Below are 19,979 nucleotides of genomic sequence, written 5' to 3'. Positions count from 1 at the left end.
GTTGGAAACAAGCCTTGGCTTGAATCGGCTGAAGCACAAATGAGATTTTTAATCTCGTCAGATTCAAAATGAGCTTATCGCTCTTTTCAATACTTTATTGGAGAGTTTGATCCTGGCTCAGGACGAACGCTGGCGGCATGCCTAATACATGCAAGTCGAGCGGACTTGAAGAGAAGCTTGCTTCTCTGATGGTTAGCGGCGGACGGGTGAGTAACACGTAGGCAACCTGCCCTCAAGTTTGGGACAACTACCGGAAACGGTAGCTAATACCGAATAGTTGTTTTCTTCGCCTGAAGGAAACTGGAAAGACGGAGCAATCTGTCACTTGGGGATGGGCCTGCGGCGCATTAGCTAGTTGGTGGGGTAACGGCTCACCAAGGCGACGATGCGTAGCCGACCTGAGAGGGTGATCGGCCACACTGGGACTGAGACACGGCCCAGACTCCTACGGGAGGCAGCAGTAGGGAATCTTCCGCAATGGGCGAAAGCCTGACGGAGCAATGCCGCGTGAGTGATGAAGGTTTTCGGATCGTAAAGCTCTGTTGCCAGGGAAGAACGCTTGGGAGAGTAACTGCTCTCAAGGTGACGGTACCTGAGAAGAAAGCCCCGGCTAACTACGTGCCAGCAGCCGCGGTAATACGTAGGGGGCAAGCGTTGTCCGGAATTATTGGGCGTAAAGCGCGCGCAGGCGGTCATTTAAGTCTGGTGTTTAATCCCGGGGCTCAACCCCGGATCGCACTGGAAACTGGGTGACTTGAGTGCAGAAGAGGAGAGTGGAATTCCACGTGTAGCGGTGAAATGCGTAGATATGTGGAGGAACACCAGTGGCGAAGGCGACTCTCTGGGCTGTAACTGACGCTGAGGCGCGAAAGCGTGGGGAGCAAACAGGATTAGATACCCTGGTAGTCCACGCCGTAAACGATGAGTGCTAGGTGTTAGGGGTTTCGATACCCTTGGTGCCGAAGTTAACACATTAAGCACTCCGCCTGGGGAGTACGGTCGCAAGACTGAAACTCAAAGGAATTGACGGGGACCCGCACAAGCAGTGGAGTATGTGGTTTAATTCGAAGCAACGCGAAGAACCTTACCAGGTCTTGACATCTGAATGACCGGTACAGAGATGTACCTTTTCTTCGGAACATTCAAGACAGGTGGTGCATGGTTGTCGTCAGCTCGTGTCGTGAGATGTTGGGTTAAGTCCCGCAACGAGCGCAACCCTTATATTTAGTTGCCAGCACTTCGGGTGGGCACTCTAGATAGACTGCCGGTGACAAACCGGAGGAAGGTGGGGATGACGTCAAATCATCATGCCCCTTATGACCTGGGCTACACACGTACTACAATGGCCGGTACAACGGGCTGCGAAATCGCGAGATGGAGCCAATCCCAACAAAGCCGGTCTCAGTTCGGATTGCAGGCTGCAACTCGCCTGCATGAAGTCGGAATTGCTAGTAATCGCGGATCAGCATGCCGCGGTGAATACGTTCCCGGGTCTTGTACACACCGCCCGTCACACCACGAGAGTTTATAACACCCGAAGTCGGTGGGGTAACCGCAAGGAGCCAGCCGCCGAAGGTGGGATAGATGATTGGGGTGAAGTCGTAACAAGGTAGCCGTATCGGAAGGTGCGGCTGGATCACCTCCTTTCTATGGAGAATCGTTTCCTGCAACGGAAACATTCAAATATGCAGCTTAGCTGCAAAACACTCACTCGTTGTTCGGTTTTGAGAGCTCAAACTCTCAAACAGCTTGCTTTTGCATGGAGCTTGTTCTTTGAAAACTAGATATCGAAACGAAACAAACGCGAATTAGAACATTCCTTTAAGCTGATCTTGTGTAAACAAGTGAAGTGTATAAAGGTAGTTAAATTGCTTTTGTGATGGTATCGGGTGAGAGCGACTTTTGGATTTGGACGCAGTCCAAACCAAGGGAAGCGAGCGACCGAAACCGGAACAAAATGGTTAAGCTACTAAGAGCACACGGAGGATGCCTAGGCGCTAGGAGCCGATGAAGGACGTGGCGAACAACGAAACTGCCTCGGGGAGCTGTAAGCAAGCTTTGATCCGGGGGTGTCCGAATGGGGAAACCCAGCTGGGGTAATTTCCAGTTACTCACAACTGAATACATAGGTTGTGTAGAGGCATACCAGGGGAACTGAAACATCTAAGTACCCTGAGGAAGAGAAAACAATAGTGATTCCGTCAGTAGCGGCGAGCGAACGCGGAGAAGCCCAAACCAGAGAGCTTGCTCTTTGGGGTTGTGGGACGTCTCACATGGAGTTACAAAGGAACCGGTTAAGCGAAGAGGTCTGGAAAGGCCCGCCAAAGAAGGTAAAAGCCCTGTAGTTGAAAGTCTGTTCCCTCCGAGACGGATCCCGAGTAGTGCGGGGCACGTGAAACCCCGTATGAATCCGGCAGGACCATCTGCCAAGGCTAAATACTTCCTAGCGACCGATAGTGAAGCAGTACCGTGAGGGAAAGGTGAAAAGCACCCCGGAAGGGGAGTGAAATAGAACCTGAAACCGTGTGCTTACAAAAAGTCAGAGCCCGTTTTAGGGGTGATGGCGTGCCTTTTGTAGAATGAACCGGCGAGTTACGTTCCCGTGCAAGGTTAAGGTGAAGAGCCGGAGCCGCAGCGAAAGCGAGTCTGAATAGGGCGAATTAGTACGTGGACGTAGACCCGAAACCGGGTGATCTACCCCTGTCCAGGGTGAAGGTGCGGTAACACGCACTGGAGGCCCGAACCCACGCATGTTGAAAAATGCGGGGATGAGGTGGGGGTAGCGGAGAAATTCCAATCGAACTCGGAGATAGCTGGTTCTCCCCGAAATAGCTTTAGGGCTAGCCTCGGAAAACAGAGTCGTGGAGGTAGAGCACTGATTGGGTGCGGGGCCCGCAAGGGTTACCAAGCTCAGTCAAACTCCGAATGCCATAGACTTACTTCCGGGAGTCAGACAGTGAGTGCTAAGATCCATTGTCAAAAGGGAAACAGCCCAGACCATCAGCTAAGGTCCCCAAGTGTGTGTTAAGTGGGAAAGGATGTGGAGTTGCACAGACAACCAGGATGTTGGCTTAGAAGCAGCCACCATTGAAAGAGTGCGTAATAGCTCACTGGTCGAGTGACTCTGCGCCGAAAATGTAACGGGGCTAAACACACCACCGAAGCTATGGCTTGATGCTTTGCATCAGGGGTAGGGGAGCGTTGTATAAGGGTTGAAGGTGTACCGTAAGGAGCGCTGGACATTATACAAGTGAGAATGCCGGTATGAGTAACGAAAAGATCAGTGAGAATCTGATCCGCCGAAAGCCTAAGGGTTCCTGAGGAAGGCTCGTCCGCTCAGGGTAAGTCGGGACCTAAGGCGAGGCCGAAAGGCGTAGTCGAAGGACAACAGGTCGAAATTCCTGTACCACCGTAAGCCGTTATGAGCAATGGGGGGACGCAGTAGGGTAGTGACGCGGACTGATGGATGTCCGTCTAAGCAGTAAGGCTGATGTGTAGGCAAATCCGCACATTGTAAGGCTGAGCTGTGATGGGGAGCGAAAATTATAGTAGCGAAGGTCATGATCTCACACTGCCAAGAAAAGCCTCTAGCCAGGTGATGGTGCCCGTACCGCAAACCGACACAGGTAGGCGAGAAGAGTATTCTAAGGCGCGCGGAAGAACTCTCGTTAAGGAACTCGGCAAAATGACCCCGTAACTTCGGGAGAAGGGGTGCCCCGGTAGTGTGAATAGCACGAGGGGGCCGCAGTGAAAAGGCCCAAGCGACTGTTTAGCAAAAACACAGGTCTGTGCGAAGCCGTAAGGCGAAGTATACGGGCTGACGCCTGCCCGGTGCTGGAAGGTTAAGGGGAGTGGTTAGGGAGTAATCCCGAAGCTGTGAACCGAAGCCCCAGTAAACGGCGGCCGTAACTATAACGGTCCTAAGGTAGCGAAATTCCTTGTCAGGTAAATTCTGACCCGCACGAATGGCGTAACGACTTGGGCGCTGTCTCAACGAGAGATCCGGTGAAATTTTAATACCTGTGAAGATGCAGGTTACCCGCGACAAGACGGAAAGACCCCATGGAGCTTTACTGCAGCTTGATATTGAATTTGGGTACGATCTGTACAGGATAGGTGGGAGCCTTTGAAACGTGAGCGCCAGCTTGCGTGGAGGCAACGTTGGGATACCACCCTGATCGTATCTAGGTTCTAACCTGGTACCGTAATCCGGTGCGGGGACAGTGTCAGGTGGGCAGTTTGACTGGGGCGGTCGCCTCCTAAAGAGTAACGGAGGCGCCCAAAGGTTCCCTCAGAATGGTTGGAAATCATTCGAAGAGTGCAAAGGCATAAGGGAGCTTGACTGCGAGACCTACAAGTCGAGCAGGGACGAAAGTCGGGCTTAGTGATCCGGTGGTACCGCATGGAAGGGCCATCGCTCAACGGATAAAAGCTACCCTGGGGATAACAGGCTTATCTCCCCCAAGAGTCCACATCGACGGGGAGGTTTGGCACCTCGATGTCGGCTCATCGCATCCTGGGGCTGAAGTAGGTCCCAAGGGTTGGGCTGTTCGCCCATTAAAGCGGTACGCGAGCTGGGTTCAGAACGTCGTGAGACAGTTCGGTCCCTATCTGTCGTGGGCGTAGGAAATTTGAGAGGAGCTGTCCTTAGTACGAGAGGACCGGGATGGACGTACCGCTGGTGTACCAGTTGTTCCGCCAGGAGCACCGCTGGGTAGCTATGTACGGACGGGATAAACGCTGAAAGCATCTAAGCGTGAAGCCCCCCTCAAGATGAGATTTCCCAGTATGTAAGACCCCTTGAAGACGACGAGGTAGATAGGCTGGGGGTGGAAGTGCAGCAATGCATGGAGCTGACCAGTACTAATCGGTCGAGGGCTTATCCAAATATGCAAGTGATAATTCGCATGTTTCGTTTCGAATCTAGTTTTCAGAGAACGATCTCTGAAATGTAAGCTATGCGTTTGGTGGCGATGGCGGAGGGGTTCCACACGTACCCATCCCGAACACGACCGTTAAGCCCTCTAGCGCCGATGGTACTTGGACCGCAGGGTCCTGGGAGAGTAGGACGCCGCCAAGCGAACTCTTTCATCATACATAGAAAACAGGCTCTGCATGTTGATGTTGTACGATGAATTGCATTTGCACTGCAAATGCATATATTCCCTGATAGCTCAGTTGGTAGAGCACTCGACTGTTAATCGAGTTGTCACAGGTTCGAGCCCTGTTCGGGGAGCCATTAAGGCCCGTTGGTCAAGGGGTTAAGACACCTCCCTTTCACGGAGGTAACAGGGGTTCGAATCCCCTACGGGTCATATAGATGGAGGCTTAGCTCAGCTGGGAGAGCATCTGCCTTACAAGCAGAGGGTCGGGGGTTCGATCCCCTCAGCCTCCACCATATAAACTTTATTACGACGCGGGGTGGAGCAGCCCGGTAGCTCGTCGGGCTCATAACCCGAAGGCCGCAGGTTCAAATCCTGCCCCCGCAATTATACTTTCCTTTGCGAAAGTGATCTGGAACCGTGGTGTAGTTGGCCTAACATGCCTGCCTGTCACGCAGGAGATCGCGGGTTCGAATCCCGTCGGTTCCGCCATTTTTATATTAATAATACCGTGTGCGGAAGTGGCTCAGCGGTAGAGCATCGCCTTGCCAAGGCGAGGGTCGCGGGTTCGATTCCCGTCTTCCGCTCCAATATTTGCGCCCTTAGCTCAGCTGGATAGAGCGTTTGACTACGAATCAAAAGGCCGGGAGTTCGAATCTCTCAGGGCGCGCCATTATAACTTCAAATTTGCCGGCGTGGCGGAATGGCAGACGCGCTCGACTCAAAATCGAGTGGGAAACCGTGGAGGTTCGAGTCCTCTCGCCGGTATATATAACGGGATGTAGCTCAGCTTGGTAGAGCACCTGGTTTGGGACCAGGGGGTCGCATGTTCAAATCGTGTCATCCCGATCTCTAAAAAGCACTATCTAATTATAGATAGTGCTTTTTTATATTTATCTAGATAAGATTCTATAAATGCAGGTTCCGGTATTCACTATGACAAGTTCTCTAACCTAACACATGCGTGTTCCTTCTTCAGACGATAAGCTAGTTGTGCATAAAGCCTCAGTCTTTAGGTCACAATAGGTTTAAAAAGTGATAGAAGGGGTTCATGTGAACACGTTTAACTTTAGAAAACAATTCAAGAGACGGTGGCGACGGTGGAAACGAACAGTATGGATGACGGCGGCTTTGCTTGTAGTTACGATATTGGCTTACAGCGGGTTGTCTATCTCATCGGCGATTGAGCGTTTGCTAACAACTAATTTTAGTGAGGCAACCAGTGTGATGGGCCCTGTTACGCAGGAAACAAGATCTGAACAGGAGATTCAGGCGTTAGTAGAGCAACTTGATTCTGATCCGGATCATTTAACAAGTGTGGTTTTGGAAACACAGTACATCTGCGGAGTGGAGACAGAGCAGTTAGGCAAGATGGCTAGACCGCAGTTGAAGATGCTGCTGGCTCAACATCCGGAATGGGATGCTACCGTTGGAACATCAGATGAGTTGCATTTGAAGCAACGTGTAGATGACCTTTCACCGCTGTGTAAACAGCAGGCTTATATCAGCATAGATGCTGTAGGGAACCTTAATTTGTACGAAGGTAAGCCTACAGATGAGAAGGTTATTCGTACGTTCTTTCAGTTGGATGTTGGGACGTTGGAGAGTTCTTTGCCTGAAGGCGTACTGGAGCAATTGCAGCAGGGTATTCGGATTCAGGACAAGGATGAGTATGATAGCGTGATCTCTACGTTCAGTGACTATGCCGTGGATGAAGATCACCATTTAATCCGTAATGGCGGGTAATCCAAACGTCCTCACCTACAGTATTAAGATTGTTACGTACTGAAACGATGATGGCAATAGCAATAACAATGGTGGTTTAGGGAATCAAGCGATAGACCCAAAAATATGTGGAATATGATGAAGGACATCGAAGAGATGTCCTTTTTGTCGTTTGAACTGAAATAGTTGGAAATACGAATAAACATGTAAAAAATCCGCGAATAAAGACGAGTAATCAGTTAGACAAAGTTTTTCCTGCCGCAGGGTCTATCTTTTGTTATAATGAAATGAACGATACATATGTTCGCTTTTGTGAGGGAGAGATGGTTTTGCGTTTTTTGGGAATTGACCCGGGGATTGCGATTGTTGGTTTTGGTTTTGTGGATAAAATCGGCAGTAAGGTAGTACCCGTACAATATGGATGTATTCAGACGGAAGCTCATACCCCTGAAGAGGAACGGTTGCTTCACGTATATGAAGGTATGGTGCAATTGATTGATAAATACAAACCGGACGCAGTAGCGCTGGAGAAACTTTTTTTCAATCGGAACGTTACAACAGCGATGTCTGTCAGTCAGGCTAGAGGCGTCATGGTACTCGCTGCCGCACAGAAGGGTTTGCCTATTGCAGAGTATACGCCAATGCAGATCAAGCAGGCCGTTGTGGGGTACGGTAAAGCGGAGAAGAAGCAAGTACAGGAGATGGTCAAAATGTTCTTGCGTCTTCAGGTCGTTCCTAAGCCGGATGACGTAGCGGATGCATTGGCTGTAGCCGTGTGCCACGCACACTCTTATACATTAAATTCCAAGTTGAATGAGGTATTGCGAAAATGATTGATTTTCTAAGAGGACAGTTCATTCATGTAGAGAATGATTATATTGTGCTGGATGTTCATGGTGTAGGGTATCGTGTATTCTGTCCAAATCCATTTGCGTTTGCGAAGCAAGAAGGCGAAATCACTGTGTACACGCACCATCATGTGCGTGAGGATGCGATGTTGCTGTTTGGATTTGTTACACGGGATGAGCAGCGTTTGTTCCGTAAACTGATTGATGTATCCGGTATCGGTCCAAAAGTAGCTCTGGGCATACTTGCTGGAGGTACACCAGAACATGTGGTTACGGCGATTTACCAGGAGAATCTTACGTTCTTGACCAAATTGCCAGGCATCGGCAAGAAGACTGCACAACGCATGATTCTGGATCTTAAGGATAAGCTGGATAGTTTTGGCGCGGCAGCGTATGCAACAGGCCTGTTCGCTCCTCCATCGGAGGAGTCGGGAAGTGGTTCAGCCTGGGATGAGGCACGTGAAGGTCTCAAGGCACTTGGGTATACTGACAGTGAGCTTGATAAAGTATGGCTCAAATTGAAAAAGGATGTTACTACAGCAGATTCCGTTGATGTGTTGATGAAAAAGGCGCTGCAAATGCTGTTTACGGGATAATACAAATTGCATATTATAATATAGCTGTAGCCTGCAAAAAAAGGTAGGGATGAACATGGATGATCGGATTATTTCCGCAAACCTGATGATGGAGGACCAAAATGTTGAATTGAGTCTTCGTCCCCGGTATCTGAATGAATATATCGGGCAGAATCAGGTGAAGGAAAATTTAAAGATATATATTGAAGCTGCCAAATTCCGTAATGAGGCATTGGATCACGTTTTGTTATATGGCCCACCTGGACTGGGTAAAACAACACTTGCCAACATTATTGCCAACGAATTGGGTGTTAATTTACGAACTACGTCAGGACCGGCTATTGAACGCCCGGGTGATCTTGCAGCATTGTTAACCAATCTGCAGGAAGGCGATGTCTTGTTTATTGATGAAATTCATCGTTTGCATCGTACGGTTGAAGAAGTCATGTACCCCGCTATGGAAGATTCCGCATTGGACATTATGATTGGTAAAGGTCCAAGTGCACGTTCCGTTCGGCTGGATCTGCCGCCATTCACTCTGATTGGGGCTACAACGCGTGCTGGCTTGCTGTCTGCTCCACTTCGAGACCGATTTGGTGTTATCAGTCGCTTGGAATTCTATACGGTTGATGAGCTGGCTTATATCGTCTCACGCTCTACCGAAATTTTGGGTGTGGAGATTGTGGGAGATGCTGCGCAAGAGATTGCATTGCGCTCACGTGGGACACCAAGGATCGCGAACCGTTTGTTAAAACGAGTACGCGACTTTGCACAGGTGCGTGGTGATGGGATTATAACGCAGACACTGGCGGAAGAAGCACTGCAACGTCTCCAGATTGATCCGCGTGGCCTGGATGAGATTGATCACAAGATGCTCAAATCGATGATCAATAGCTTCCGGGGAGGCCCGGTAGGGCTGGATACAATTGCTGCTACGATTGGTGAAGAAAGTCAGACGATAGAGGATGTCTATGAACCGTATCTGCTTCAGATTGGTATGATTCAGCGTACACCAAGGGGCAGGATCGTAACAGATCTCGCCTATCATCATTTGGGTCTACCTGTTCCACCAAGAGACGGTAAATAATCAAATCTGTTGAACATTCATCATAAACATTGAAATAATCACGTGTTAACCCGATATAAAGTGAAAGAAATGCATGGAGAGGAGTCTGATTGTGGGAAAAGCAATACGAACGAAGAAGTGGAGTCGTCGATTGAAGGTACTGGCGGCAGCTCTTTTGACAGTGGGTTGTCTGCAAGTGCCTGCATATGCAGCAGGAAATGATGGACAGACGATCCGGGTAGCCATGTTTGCGAATCTGGGCAGTACGTATAAATCAACTACACCACTTATTACGCTTGAATCGACAGGACAATGGAGCATCCAACCGGAGAGCGGCGCAAATATAAGCCTTCCGGCAGGGCAGGTCCGTTTCAGTGCAGATGGATTCCGAGTGAAGGTGTTGGAAACAACAGACTTTAAGGCAGCATCTGCAGCAGCAAAATTGTTGCAGGCAACCGCAGATAAACCGTTGCTGTTCACAACGTCTGTGAATGGAAATGCCATTTACCAGCTCTACACAGGCAACTATGCAACGGAGGCACTGGCAGGACAAGCTGTTACACGAGTACAAAAGGTAGCGGCAGCTCAATTGGCTGGTCAAAAGCCAGCTGTAACAGGAAGTAAACGCCTGTCTGCTGGAACCTATGGTTCGATTCAGGAAGCAGAGGCAGCACAAGCCAACCTTTTATCAGCAGGAGTTAGTAGTGTCTATCCAGTCCTTCAACTGAGTGGAGGAAGCCAAGCATATACGGTATGGGTGGGTGAAGCTTCAACGGATGCGGAATTAACCGCATTGAAGAACAGTGTGGAAGCCAAAGCTCCAGGGGTAAGCCTTTCACCTGTCAACAATAGTGCAGGACTCATCATCCGCCAGGATGCAGGATTAAGTACGGATGCAATCAAAACAGCTCCGCATTACACCATTGCAGGTACTGAATCCAAAGCATTGGTACAAGGGAATGGCAATGGGATCAAAGTAGTGGAACGTTCTCAGCGAACGTATCGTGGAGATATGGAAATCAGCATCGTAAGTGGTGATCTGGCGTTGGTCAACGTCGTTCCACTGGAGCAATACCTGTACTCTGTCGTAGGGGCAGAGGTGTATTCCTCCTGGCCTGCTGAAGCTCTGAAAGTTCAAGCTGTAGCTGCTCGATCCTACGCGCTTCAACAGGGTGAACGATTCAAAATTGCGAATGTCGTGGATACAACGCTCAGCCAAGCCTATAACGGGATTGGTTCGGAGAACGATAAAGTAACCAGTGCAGTGGATGCAACTGCTGGAGAAGTGGTCAAGAGCGGTGGGAAAATCATTGAAGCTGTATTCTCCTCCAATGCTGGCGGCCAGACGGCTCATCCTTCTGAGGTATGGAACGGCGGAGCAGGTGTGTTCACCAATGTGGTTAGCTCGGGAGATACATCAGCCCAGGCAGGATTACATACGTGGTACCATGTGCTGCTCAGTTCAGGCGTTAGCGGGTACATTCGTGAGGATAACATCAAAGAATTAACGACCAAGACCAATGCAGGACTGGCAAAAGTAACGGTAACGGCTCAGAACACCAATGTGCGTGCCGTTCCGTTAATTCAATCCACCGTTGAACCTGTAGCCAAAATGAATCCAGGCAACGAAGCTGTTGTACTGGCAAAAGTGCCTCAATCCAATGACTATGCCTGGGTGAGAGGACCTTTCACGTCAGCTCAGTTGGTTAAATCCCTTCAGGGTAAAACAACAGCGTCTGTTCCTGCTTCAATCTCAACCTTGGAAGTGACCAAGCGTGGACCTTCCGGAAGAGCACTTGAAGTCACTGCCAACGGACAGGCTATGACGGTGAAATATGCCGATACATACCGCTCTGCACTCGGTGGATTACCGAGCACTTTATTTGATATTGCAGGGACCGGAAGTTATACTGTATTAGGCGCTGACGGCAAAACAGCCAGTAAAACCGGCTCAAATGGTGCCTCTGTATTGTCTTCTTCTGGCGCAGGAACATCATCCGGTAATGCACTTGTCGTTATGAGTGGTGATGGTCAAGCGAGAGCGGTAACGCAGGGTCAGACCTTCATGTTCATCGGTCAGGGCAATGGCCACGGTTTGGGCTTGTCCCAATGGGGAGCCAAAGGCATGGCAGATGAAGGGTATGATTACCAGGCAATATTGAAACACTATTATCAAAATGCGACTATTGTTAAGGAATGAAACTAAATGAATGTGAACTTATATGATTTTGAATTACCAGAGCAATTGATAGCACAGACGCCGTTGCTTGATCGCACGGCATCCCGTTTGCTTACCTTGAACAAAGATAGTGGTGAGATTAATCATCAAACGTTTCCCGATATTATCGATTTTCTGAATCCCGGCGATACATTGATTCTGAATGATACACGTGTTCTACCAGCCCGTCTGTTCGGTACAAAAGAAGATACCGGAGCAAAAGCGGAAGTGTTATTGCTTAAAAATGTGGAAGGCGACAAGTGGGAAGCACTGGTTAAGCCGGGTAAAAAGCTGAAAGCCGGTTCGGTCATCGTATTCGGTGATGAACTGAAGGCAATCATTGAAGAAGAGGGCGAGATGGGGGCACGTACGCTTACGTTTACGTATGATGGAATCTTCCAAGAGATTCTGGATCGTCTGGGTGAGATGCCATTGCCACCTTATATCAAGGAGACATTGGATGACCGCGAACGGTATCAGACCGTGTATGCCAAGCATGAAGGATCGGCGGCTGCACCTACAGCAGGATTACATTTTACGGATGAGTTGCTGGACCAGATTCGTGCCAAGGGCGTTAATGTCGCCTTCATCACGCTTCATGTAGGACTGGGAACATTCAGACCGATGTCGGTTGACGTTGTTGAAGATCATGTTATGCATGAAGAGTATTACTCCTTGTCACAAGAAACGGCAGATCTGATTAACCAGACCAAAGAGAATGGACACCGTGTTTTTGCGGTTGGGACAACGAGTTGCCGGACTTTGGAAACGGTAGGCAGCAAATTTGAAAATGGAATACTGCAAGCGAGCAGCGGATGGACCAGCATTTTCATCTATCCGGGCTATTCCTTCAAAGTGATTGATGGGATGCTTACGAATTTTCATCTCCCGAAATCCACGTTGGTTATGTTGGTTAGTGCACTAGCAGGCAGGGAACATATTATGCAGGCATATGAGGAAGCCATCCAAGAGAAATACCGGTTCTTCAGCTTCGGCGATGCCATGTTGATATATTAGTATAACGGTATAACGATTAACTTTTAGAGGATGATTAAAACCAATGGCAGCAATTACGTATGAACATATCAAAACTTGCAAACAATCCGGTGCACGTCTGGGACGTGTACATACACCTCACGGTGTTATTGAGACACCAACCTTTATGCCTGTAGGTACACAGGCGACTGTCAAAACAATGAGCCCTGAAGAATTGAAAGAAATGGATGCTCAGATTATTTTGAGTAATACCTATCACCTGTTTCTGAGACCAGGACATGAAATCATCCGTGAAGCTGGCGGATTGCACAAATTCATGAACTGGGATCGTCCAATTCTGACGGACAGCGGCGGATTCCAAGTGTTTTCTCTCAGCGAGATGCGCAAGATTACGGAAGAAGGCGTTAACTTTCGTTCTCATCTGAATGGAGACAAAAAGTTCCTTTCTCCTGAAGTGGCGATGGAAATCCAGAATGCACTTGGCTCCGATATTATGATGGCGTTTGACGAATGCCCACCGTATCCGGCTGAATATGAATATGTCAAAAAATCACTCGAAAGAACCAGCCGCTGGGCAGAACGTTGTCTCGAAAGTCACGCTCGTCCGCATGACCAAGGTCTGTTTGCCATCGTACAGGGAGGCATGCATGAAGATCTTCGCCGTCAGAGCGCCGCAGATTTGACTTCCATGGATTTCCCGGGGTATGCTATTGGTGGACTGAGTGTTGGAGAACCGAAACATTTGATGTATGGTGTATTGGATTACACATTACCTTTGTTGCCGTCCAATAAACCACGTTATTTGATGGGTGTAGGTTCGCCTGATGCGTTGATTGAGGGATCAATTCGTGGAGTGGACATGTTTGATTGTGTTCTGCCTACTCGGATTGCCCGTAACGGAACAACGATGACCAGTCAAGGACGTCTGGTAGTTCGCAATGCCAAGTTTGCAACTGATTTTGGACCATTAGATCCTGAATGTGATTGCTACACATGCCGCAACTATTCCAGAGCTTATCTGCGTCATTTGATCAAAGCAGATGAAACATTTGGCCTGCGTTTGACAACGATCCATAATCTTCATTTCTTGCAGAATTTGATGCGTAATGTACGTAAAGCCATTATGGAAGATCGTTTGCTTGATTTCCGGGATGAATTTTTCGATCAATATGGTCTTCATGACAATGACAAAGGTTTCTGATTGAGGTTTTAAGGGAACTGGCGTAACAAGCAATATCTGTATGTATAGTCGATAAGGGGGAGTTTGAATGTTTCAGGGAATGCCTTTAGCAGGAACACCAGCAGGTGGCGGAATTGTATCTTTGATCGTACCTTTGGTACTCATGGTTGCAATTTTCTACTTCTTGATGATTCGTCCACAAAACAAAAAGCAAAAGCAACGGAATTCGATGCTGAGCCAATTGAAAAAGGGCGATAAAATTGTAACGATTGGTGGCCTTCACGGTACGATCGCTGAGATTACGGACGATGTGGTTGTATTGCGTGTAAACGATGTAACTAAGCTTACATTTGACCGTAATGCAATCAGCACGGCTGTAGCTCGTGATACGGCTGTTGAATAGTTACTGTAACATAGAATAACGAGGGTGCGTTTGTGGCGTATTCCCTAGTAGAGAACCGGATCTCCTTGGAGACCCGGTTCTCTTTTTTGATTTATGAGGGAAGGTCGATGTTCTTTACCAGTCAGTTAGGAGCGATGCGTATTAACACCGAACATGCCACCGAGAGCTGAAATGAAGAAAGCGCTAAGCAGTTGTAAACTATCTTTCCAATTAAACGAAGCATCCAGCGCGAGAAATCCGATCAACAGCACAAGGAGTCCATATACGATTCCGGTAATTCCTCCGTAGTACCATCCTTTTTCACCAGATCGTTTGCCTGCGACAAAACCACCGACCAATAATGACAAGCCATGAACAACATAGGTATACAACGAGAGGTCCTGTTCCCGCATTCCGCTCATCCAGAGAAACAAGGAGAGAATTAATGCCCCGATAAACATCCATACAAAAGCCTGACAGAGGCCTGACAGAATCGGATTGGACACTCGAAACGAAACCAAGCGGCGGATCAATTGCATGAAGCAACCCCCTTGTACAAGTTATAAGTTAATACAGTGTATGGTCAAGCCTTCGGACTTATGAACTGTTTTCCATTAAATGAACGGATTATTTCTGCATGAGCATGTAAGGTTCAGGTCAAAATAGGGATTGCACTACCCAGCTAACTGTTAAAAACTCAGTTTCGAAGGAGGACCCCTGTTGTGAACTTCCCAGATGTCGGATCACATATCTTTCGAACCATTCTCATGTACTTTCTGGTGTACTGTGCAATGAGGGTTATGGGTAAACGTGAGATTGGTAAGCTATCCATGTTTGATCTTGTTGTCTCCATTATGCTTGCTGAAATGGCTGCTTTTGTCATTGAAGATATTGATAAACCGCTCTCTCATGGGATTGCCCCCATGCTTACCTTGATTATTGTACAGATCGGAATGGCCTTTATAGGTCTTAAAAGTCGGCGTCTTCGCCTGATAATTGATGGCAAACCTACTGTTTTGATCTCCAAAGGTGTTCTTCACCGGGATGAGATGCGGAAGCAACGATATAATCTGGATGATCTATTGCAACAACTCCGTGAACAGAATGTAGACAGTATCGGTGAGGTTGATTTCGCTATTTTGGAGACAACAGGCAAGCTGACCGTTTTTCCCAAGGATGAGAATACTTCTAACGATAGCAATTCTTCCGGTTCTGACTCAGAAGATTCTTCCTCCAGTAAATCCAAAACGGGAAAAAACCAGATTGACGGATCTCCAAATATCAAATTTCCAAATATTAAATATGAAGGTCTGCCACTACCCTTAATTATGGACGGAAAGGTCCAGGATCAGAATTTGGAGATCATTCAGAAAACGAGATTTTGGCTGAAAAATCAAATTCAACATAACGGAATTCTGGATTTTAAGGATGTATTTATATGCTCCATTGATCACAATGGGAAGATATATGTCAGTCCAAAAGATGATAAAAAATGAAAATCATTTGCCTGAGCGGCGCTTGAACCATGAACCAATCAAAGGAGCACGGGACAGATCATGAAAGTCAATCATTTTGGTCCAGCCCATGACGATGAAATACACGATAAGCCCGACAAAAGGAGCGAGAAGCATCCTGACCCAAAAAGGCAATATCATGGCAGTCTCTTCGTATACGAGTAGGGTCGCTGCTCCCATGATAAACATTCCTGCACCCGTCTTGACCCAATCCATCATTTTGAAGCGGAACTGTAGCAGGCTACGTACGCTTTGGGCATGTAACAGGGTAACTACCGTAGAATTCACACAGATGGCGATGACTGCACCGAAGATGCCATATTCAGGCCGGGAAGCAAGCGTTAAAATCAACGTGATTTTGATAACAGCACCGATAAACGTATTCAGCAATGCTTTACCCGGACGGTCAAGAGCTTGTAATGCAGCTTGAAGAGGAGCTTGAATATAAATGAACAAAGCAAAAGGAGCCATTAGTTTCAGCATGCTTCCGATCGATGCATCATTATACAGAACAAGACACATCGGTTCGGCAAGCACATACATAAACACAGAAAACGGAGCACCTGTCACAAGTGCCAAACGTAAGGCCTGATGCATTCTTTTGTGAATCAGTGCGCGATCTCCCTGAGCAGAAGCTTCGGACAGTGAAGGCACAAGTGATGTCGCGAGCGAAGAGGTTAGTGCCCCCGGCAGCAGCAGCAAAGGAATAATCATACCTTGTAATGCACCATATTGTGCTGTAGCGAGCCCTTTGGATATGCCTGCCAGAGCCAGACTCTGGGCAGTAACGATGGTTTCGGCCAAATAGGATAAGGAGCCAACCAATCGGCCTGCTGTAACAGGAATAGAGATTGCAAGCAAACGCCGGATTAATCCGGGCTGTGGAGTACCCGTTTCTTTCAGAACTGAAGGTATTGGGTTTAAAGGTTTGGCTGAAGGTTTGGTTGTGAGATTGGACATGTTCTGTTGCTTAGCGAGCGGTAACTCTTTCTTCTGCCTGTTATACTTCCACAAGAGTACAAGCATACCGCCGAATTCTCCAACGAGCGCGCCCAGCATGGCACCAGCAGCAGCTTGGGCAATACCGTGGGGGAGGAGAAGCCAGGCAAACCAAATGACACAGACGATACGAATGATGGTTTCAACAATGGATGAAATGGCAGTAGGCATCATGTTTTGCTTACCTTGGAAATACCCTCTGTAGACAGCAGATACGGCGATAATGGCAATCATGGGGCTCATACTAACGAACGTATGGTACACCCGCTCATCTGTGAGCACGTACTTGGTAACCCAGGGCGCAAATAGAATGCATAAAAACATGAATACAACACCCAGGGTCAACGTAAAGCTTAAGCTTACTTGCAGGATTCGCTGGGGGGAATAACGATTGGCACCGGTATCAGCTTCGGCTACGAGCTTGGCTACGGCGAGCGGAATACCACCCGTAATTAATGTCACCAGTACGATAAAAAAGGGATAGCTCAATTGGTAGATGCCAACACCTTCTGCACCAATGACTCGTGGCAGCGCAATGCGCGGAATGAAACCAAGTATTCGATTAATTATGCCTGCCGCGAGCAGGATCATGGCCCCCTGGATAAATGTCTGTTTCTTCAAGACTACCCCTCTTTCCCGGTTGAAAGTACAGGCTATCAACATAAACGGGACAAAGCCGTTGTTCTTCATCCTATGCCAGTCCTTTATCTTCTCATGACAACTTGGACACGATTAACAAAAAGAACCATAATCAGCAAGAAGGAATATGATCAGGCGAAGTCGAATCATGTAATATTGATGCCGCATAAAGGCTTGGATGTATGAAGGGAGGCTCCCCGTTGGAAGAAATGAATGATGTGGAGTTGGAACAGTCAATAGAGATGCTCTGCCGTAGCAAAGCGGAGGAATTAAGGCTTGTCGGTTACGAATATGTCACCAGCAAAGATGTCTGGAATTGCGTCAGTCATAAATATGAAAAACAGGGCATTCCACCGCTTCACCAGCTGGTGAACGACATTTTGTCACTGAAAGCAACAAGCTTTATGAACTTTATGACCGTGTCTGCATACCGGGGGTCCTCTTTCTAGACGAAAGGGATCTTTTTTGTTGAAAATTGACTGCTTTTTACGGCATCGCTATAATAGGAATATTGAGAACGAAAGGGGATCTAGGAACGGCATGAAAAGAATTATCAGTTTCATTCTGGTCGTGCTTGTCACCACAGGGGTAATGGTGGGAACAAGCCCGGAACTGCTCAAAAATATACGCTTGGGCCTTGATTTAAAGGGAGGCTACGAGATCTTATATGAAGCAGAGCCGCTCGAAGCAGGTCAACAAGTCACCAAAGCATCTTTGGTGCAAACGGCCAAAAGTCTTGAAAGCCGCGCCAACGCGCTCGGAACAAGCGAACCGGAGGTAACCACTGAAGGAAGCAACCGGATTCGATTGAAGTTGGCAGGGGTTACGGATGAGGCTGAAGTTAGAGCCAAAATGAAAGAACCGGCTGTTTTGACCTTCCGTAGTAAAGCTGAGAACGACAAGGAAGGCGAATACACCAAAATTGAACTTCGCGGAAATGAATTTGTTGAGAATGCAGCCAAAGTTGTTTTTACAAGTTTGAATCAGCCGATGATTGACATTCAAGTGAAAGACAAAGCTAAGTTTTCCGAGATTACCAAACGTTTGATCGGACAACCTCTTGCTATCTATCTGGATGATCAACTACTTTCTGCACCAACAGTTCAACAACAGTTGACAGATGGATCTGCCCAAATCTCAGGTGCCTATTCACGTGACGAAGCAAACCAGCTTCGTGACACCATTAACCTGGGTGCATTGCCACTGAAACTTACAGAGAAGTATTCACAAAGTGTTGGTGCAACACTTGGTAAGCTTTCTCTGGATCAGACCATTAAAGCGGGATTGATTGGTTCCGTTATTATTCTAGTGTTCATGATTGGGCTTTATCGCATTCCTGGTATTATCGCGAGTTTTGCCTTGATCACACATACGTGGCTGGTACTTGCAATCTTCTATTTAGGAGAATTCGTGCTTACCCTTCCAGGTATTGCGGCGTTTATCCTGGGTATAGGGATGGCGGTGGATGCCAATATCATCACGTACGAACGGATTAAAGAAGAGATGCGCAGTGGTAAGTCGATCTTGTCTTCGGTTAAAGCGGGTGGTAAACATTCCTTCCGAACAATCATTGACTCCAACATCACAACCATTATTGCTGCGGCTGTTATGTTCTTCTTGGGAACAGGTGCGGTTAAAGGTTTTGCACTCGTGCTGATTTTTGATATTGTCACCAGTATTATCACGAATATTTTCTTCTCCCGCTTCCTGTTGACCCTGCTTGTACGGGGTAACGTGTTGAAGAAGCCTAAGTACTTCGGAGTGAAGGAGAGTGAAATTCGTGCGCTTTAATTGGAATTTTGATTATGTTAAAGGTAGTAAGATTGCCTATATCTTCTCGATTATTCTGACGATTACGGGGATTGTCAGCATTCTGGCTTTGGGTTTGAATTATGCGGTTGATTTCCGTGCTGGATCAAATGTGGATATCTCGGTATCCAAAGCAATCACAGCGGAGCAGATTAAACCTATCGTTAAGGACATCGGTGTTGATGAGGGTGATGTTACCATTACACCGGGGGCTGACCGTGTAAATGTTCGTTTCTCGAACGTATTGGATGAAAATCAAGAAAGTAAGTTCAAAGAAGAATTTGCTAAACTGGATGCATCGGCTTCCTATGAAGTAAATACCGTTGATCCAGAGATGGCCAAAGAATTGGAGCGCAACGCGATCTACGCGGTACTCATTGCAAGTATCGGGATCATGATCTATGTTGCGATCCGGTTTGAGTGGCGCTTTGGTTTGGCTGCGGTTATCGCACTCTTCCATGACGCATTTGTTGTAATAAGTGTGTTCTCTATCTTCCGTTTGGAAGTCGATCTGACCTTTATTACTGCAGTATTAACCATTGTCGGGTTCTCGATCAACGATACGATCGTTATCTTTGACCGAATTCGTGAGAATCTGCGTTTTGCCAAAAAGACAACCAAAGCCGACTTGCGTGAGGTAGTCAACCGCAGTTTGGCTCAAACGATGACACGTTCCCTGAATACAACATTCACCGTGTTTGCAGCTTCAATCTGTTTGTTCATATTTGGTGGAGAATCCATTCGCATGTTCTCGCTTGCGATGGTTATCGGAACACTGTTCGGCGCATATTCTTCAATCTATATCGCCGCTCCACTATGGCTGATGCTCAAAGGTAAACAAGTGGAAAAGCCAAAAACAGTAGCTAAAGAATCTAACTAAACATCTTATTGTGAAGCCGCGTCTGCCAGGCGCGGTTTTGCAACTT

14 protein-coding genes, 9 tRNA genes and 3 rRNA genes are annotated in these 19,979 nt (G+C 47.6%); 24 read left to right on the top strand and 2 right to left on the bottom strand.

Annotated elements, in window-relative coordinates:
* Positions 1-94: 94 nt before the first annotated feature.
* The 20 genes from NZ043_RS02645 (at position 95) to yajC (ending at position 14,113) form a co-directional block, all read left to right on the top strand.
* A 16S ribosomal RNA gene (locus NZ043_RS02645) occupies positions 95-1,647 on the top strand.
* 312 nt (positions 1,648-1,959) lie between these two features.
* Positions 1,960-4,887: ribosomal RNA gene (locus NZ043_RS02640) — 23S ribosomal RNA — on the top strand.
* Positions 4,888-4,963: 76 nt separating this feature from the next.
* Positions 4,964-5,080 (top strand): 5S ribosomal RNA (gene rrf / locus NZ043_RS02635).
* Together the 16S, 23S and 5S rRNA genes with 9 tRNA genes alongside form the textbook arrangement of a ribosomal RNA operon.
* An 83-nt stretch (positions 5,081-5,163) precedes the next feature.
* A tRNA-Asn gene (locus NZ043_RS02630) sits at positions 5,164-5,239 on the top strand.
* A gap of 4 nt (positions 5,240-5,243) precedes the next feature.
* Positions 5,244-5,315, top strand: a tRNA-Glu gene (locus tag NZ043_RS02625).
* 7 nt (positions 5,316-5,322) lie between these two features.
* A tRNA-Val gene (locus tag NZ043_RS02620) sits at positions 5,323-5,398 on the top strand.
* Positions 5,399-5,415: 17 nt separating this feature from the next.
* Positions 5,416-5,489, top strand: a tRNA-Met gene (locus tag NZ043_RS02615).
* Positions 5,490-5,516: 27 nt separating this feature from the next.
* Positions 5,517-5,594 (top strand) — tRNA-Asp (locus tag NZ043_RS02610).
* A 23-nt stretch (positions 5,595-5,617) separates the two neighbouring features.
* Positions 5,618-5,692, top strand: a tRNA-Gly gene (locus NZ043_RS02605).
* A gap of 6 nt (positions 5,693-5,698) precedes the next feature.
* A tRNA-Arg gene (locus NZ043_RS02600) sits at positions 5,699-5,775 on the top strand.
* 16 nt (positions 5,776-5,791) lie between these two features.
* Positions 5,792-5,870, top strand: a tRNA-Leu gene (locus NZ043_RS02595).
* Between the two features lie 7 nt (positions 5,871-5,877).
* A tRNA-Pro gene (locus NZ043_RS02590) sits at positions 5,878-5,951 on the top strand.
* A gap of 204 nt (positions 5,952-6,155) precedes the next feature.
* Positions 6,156-6,848, top strand: a complete 693-nt coding sequence (locus NZ043_RS02585; RefSeq protein WP_339310533.1) for a BofC C-terminal domain-containing protein — start codon at positions 6,156-6,158, stop codon at positions 6,846-6,848.
* Between the two features lie 308 nt (positions 6,849-7,156).
* A complete protein-coding gene (ruvC, locus tag NZ043_RS02580) occupies positions 7,157-7,660 on the top strand; it encodes a crossover junction endodeoxyribonuclease RuvC (protein WP_017686765.1) in 504 nt (167 codons plus the stop codon).
* Positions 7,657-8,271, top strand: a complete 615-nt coding sequence (ruvA, locus tag NZ043_RS02575) for a Holliday junction branch migration protein RuvA (protein ID WP_339310531.1) — start codon at positions 7,657-7,659, stop codon at positions 8,269-8,271. Before ruvC ends, ruvA begins: the two co-directional genes overlap by 4 nt.
* Positions 8,272-8,326: 55 nt before the next feature.
* The gene (ruvB, locus tag NZ043_RS02570; RefSeq protein ID WP_091020485.1) at positions 8,327-9,337 is read left to right on the top strand and encodes a Holliday junction branch migration DNA helicase RuvB; all 1,011 of its coding nucleotides are present in this window, start codon (positions 8,327-8,329) and stop codon (positions 9,335-9,337) included.
* 91 nt (positions 9,338-9,428) lie between these two features.
* Positions 9,429-11,516, top strand: coding sequence for a SpoIID/LytB domain-containing protein (locus tag NZ043_RS02565; protein WP_339310529.1), 2,088 nt, complete (start codon positions 9,429-9,431; stop codon positions 11,514-11,516).
* A 6-nt stretch (positions 11,517-11,522) separates the two neighbouring features.
* Entirely contained in the window at positions 11,523-12,551 is a 1,029-nt protein-coding gene (gene queA / locus NZ043_RS02560; protein WP_047844089.1) for a tRNA preQ1(34) S-adenosylmethionine ribosyltransferase-isomerase QueA, read from the top strand.
* Positions 12,552-12,594: 43 nt separating this feature from the next.
* Positions 12,595-13,731: a tRNA guanosine(34) transglycosylase Tgt gene (tgt, locus tag NZ043_RS02555; protein ID WP_074096233.1), complete on the top strand. Its 1,137-nt coding sequence runs from the start codon at positions 12,595-12,597 to the stop codon at positions 13,729-13,731.
* 67 nt (positions 13,732-13,798) lie between these two features.
* Positions 13,799-14,113, top strand: coding sequence for a preprotein translocase subunit YajC (gene yajC / locus NZ043_RS02550; RefSeq protein ID WP_124115596.1), 315 nt, complete (start codon positions 13,799-13,801; stop codon positions 14,111-14,113).
* Positions 14,114-14,238: 125 nt separating this feature from the next.
* Here yajC and NZ043_RS02545 read toward each other — a convergent pair whose 3' ends face one another.
* Positions 14,239-14,631: a TIGR04086 family membrane protein gene (locus NZ043_RS02545; protein WP_017686772.1), complete on the bottom strand. Its 393-nt coding sequence runs from the start codon at positions 14,629-14,631 to the stop codon at positions 14,239-14,241.
* Between the two features lie 183 nt (positions 14,632-14,814).
* On the opposite strand from NZ043_RS02545, the gene NZ043_RS02540 reads away from it, so the two are divergent.
* On the top strand, positions 14,815-15,588 hold the full coding sequence (locus tag NZ043_RS02540) for a DUF421 domain-containing protein (RefSeq protein WP_240768093.1): 774 nt from the start codon (positions 14,815-14,817) through the stop codon (positions 15,586-15,588).
* A 3-nt stretch (positions 15,589-15,591) separates the two neighbouring features.
* Here the strand turns inward: NZ043_RS02540 and spoVB are convergent, their stop codons facing one another.
* Positions 15,592-17,226, bottom strand: a complete 1,635-nt coding sequence (gene spoVB, locus NZ043_RS02535; RefSeq protein WP_091027613.1) for a stage V sporulation protein B — start codon at positions 17,224-17,226, stop codon at positions 15,592-15,594.
* A 227-nt stretch (positions 17,227-17,453) separates the two neighbouring features.
* Here spoVB and NZ043_RS02530 point away from each other — a divergent pair, with 227 nt between their 5' ends.
* The 3 genes from NZ043_RS02530 to secF all read left to right on the top strand — a co-directional run bounded on the left by NZ043_RS02530 (position 17,454) and on the right by secF (position 19,933).
* Entirely contained in the window at positions 17,454-17,693 is a 240-nt protein-coding gene (locus NZ043_RS02530; RefSeq protein ID WP_036617497.1) for a post-transcriptional regulator, read from the top strand.
* A 91-nt stretch (positions 17,694-17,784) separates the two neighbouring features.
* Positions 17,785-19,035 (top strand): protein translocase subunit SecD, encoded by a 1,251-nt coding sequence (gene secD, locus NZ043_RS02525; RefSeq protein WP_133385900.1) that lies wholly within the window; start codon positions 17,785-17,787, stop codon positions 19,033-19,035.
* Positions 19,025-19,933 (top strand): protein translocase subunit SecF, encoded by a 909-nt coding sequence (gene secF / locus NZ043_RS02520; RefSeq protein WP_289390237.1) that lies wholly within the window; start codon positions 19,025-19,027, stop codon positions 19,931-19,933. Before secD ends, secF begins: the two co-directional genes overlap by 11 nt.
* The last annotated feature ends 46 nt before the right edge of the window (positions 19,934-19,979 follow it).

This window comes from Paenibacillus sp. FSL k6-2145 (assembly GCF_037976585.1).
GTDB lineage: Bacteria > Bacillota > Bacilli > Paenibacillales > Paenibacillaceae > Paenibacillus.
The sequence above is the reverse complement of the archived record's forward strand: the minus strand, read 5'-3'. Positions and strand labels throughout refer to the sequence as shown.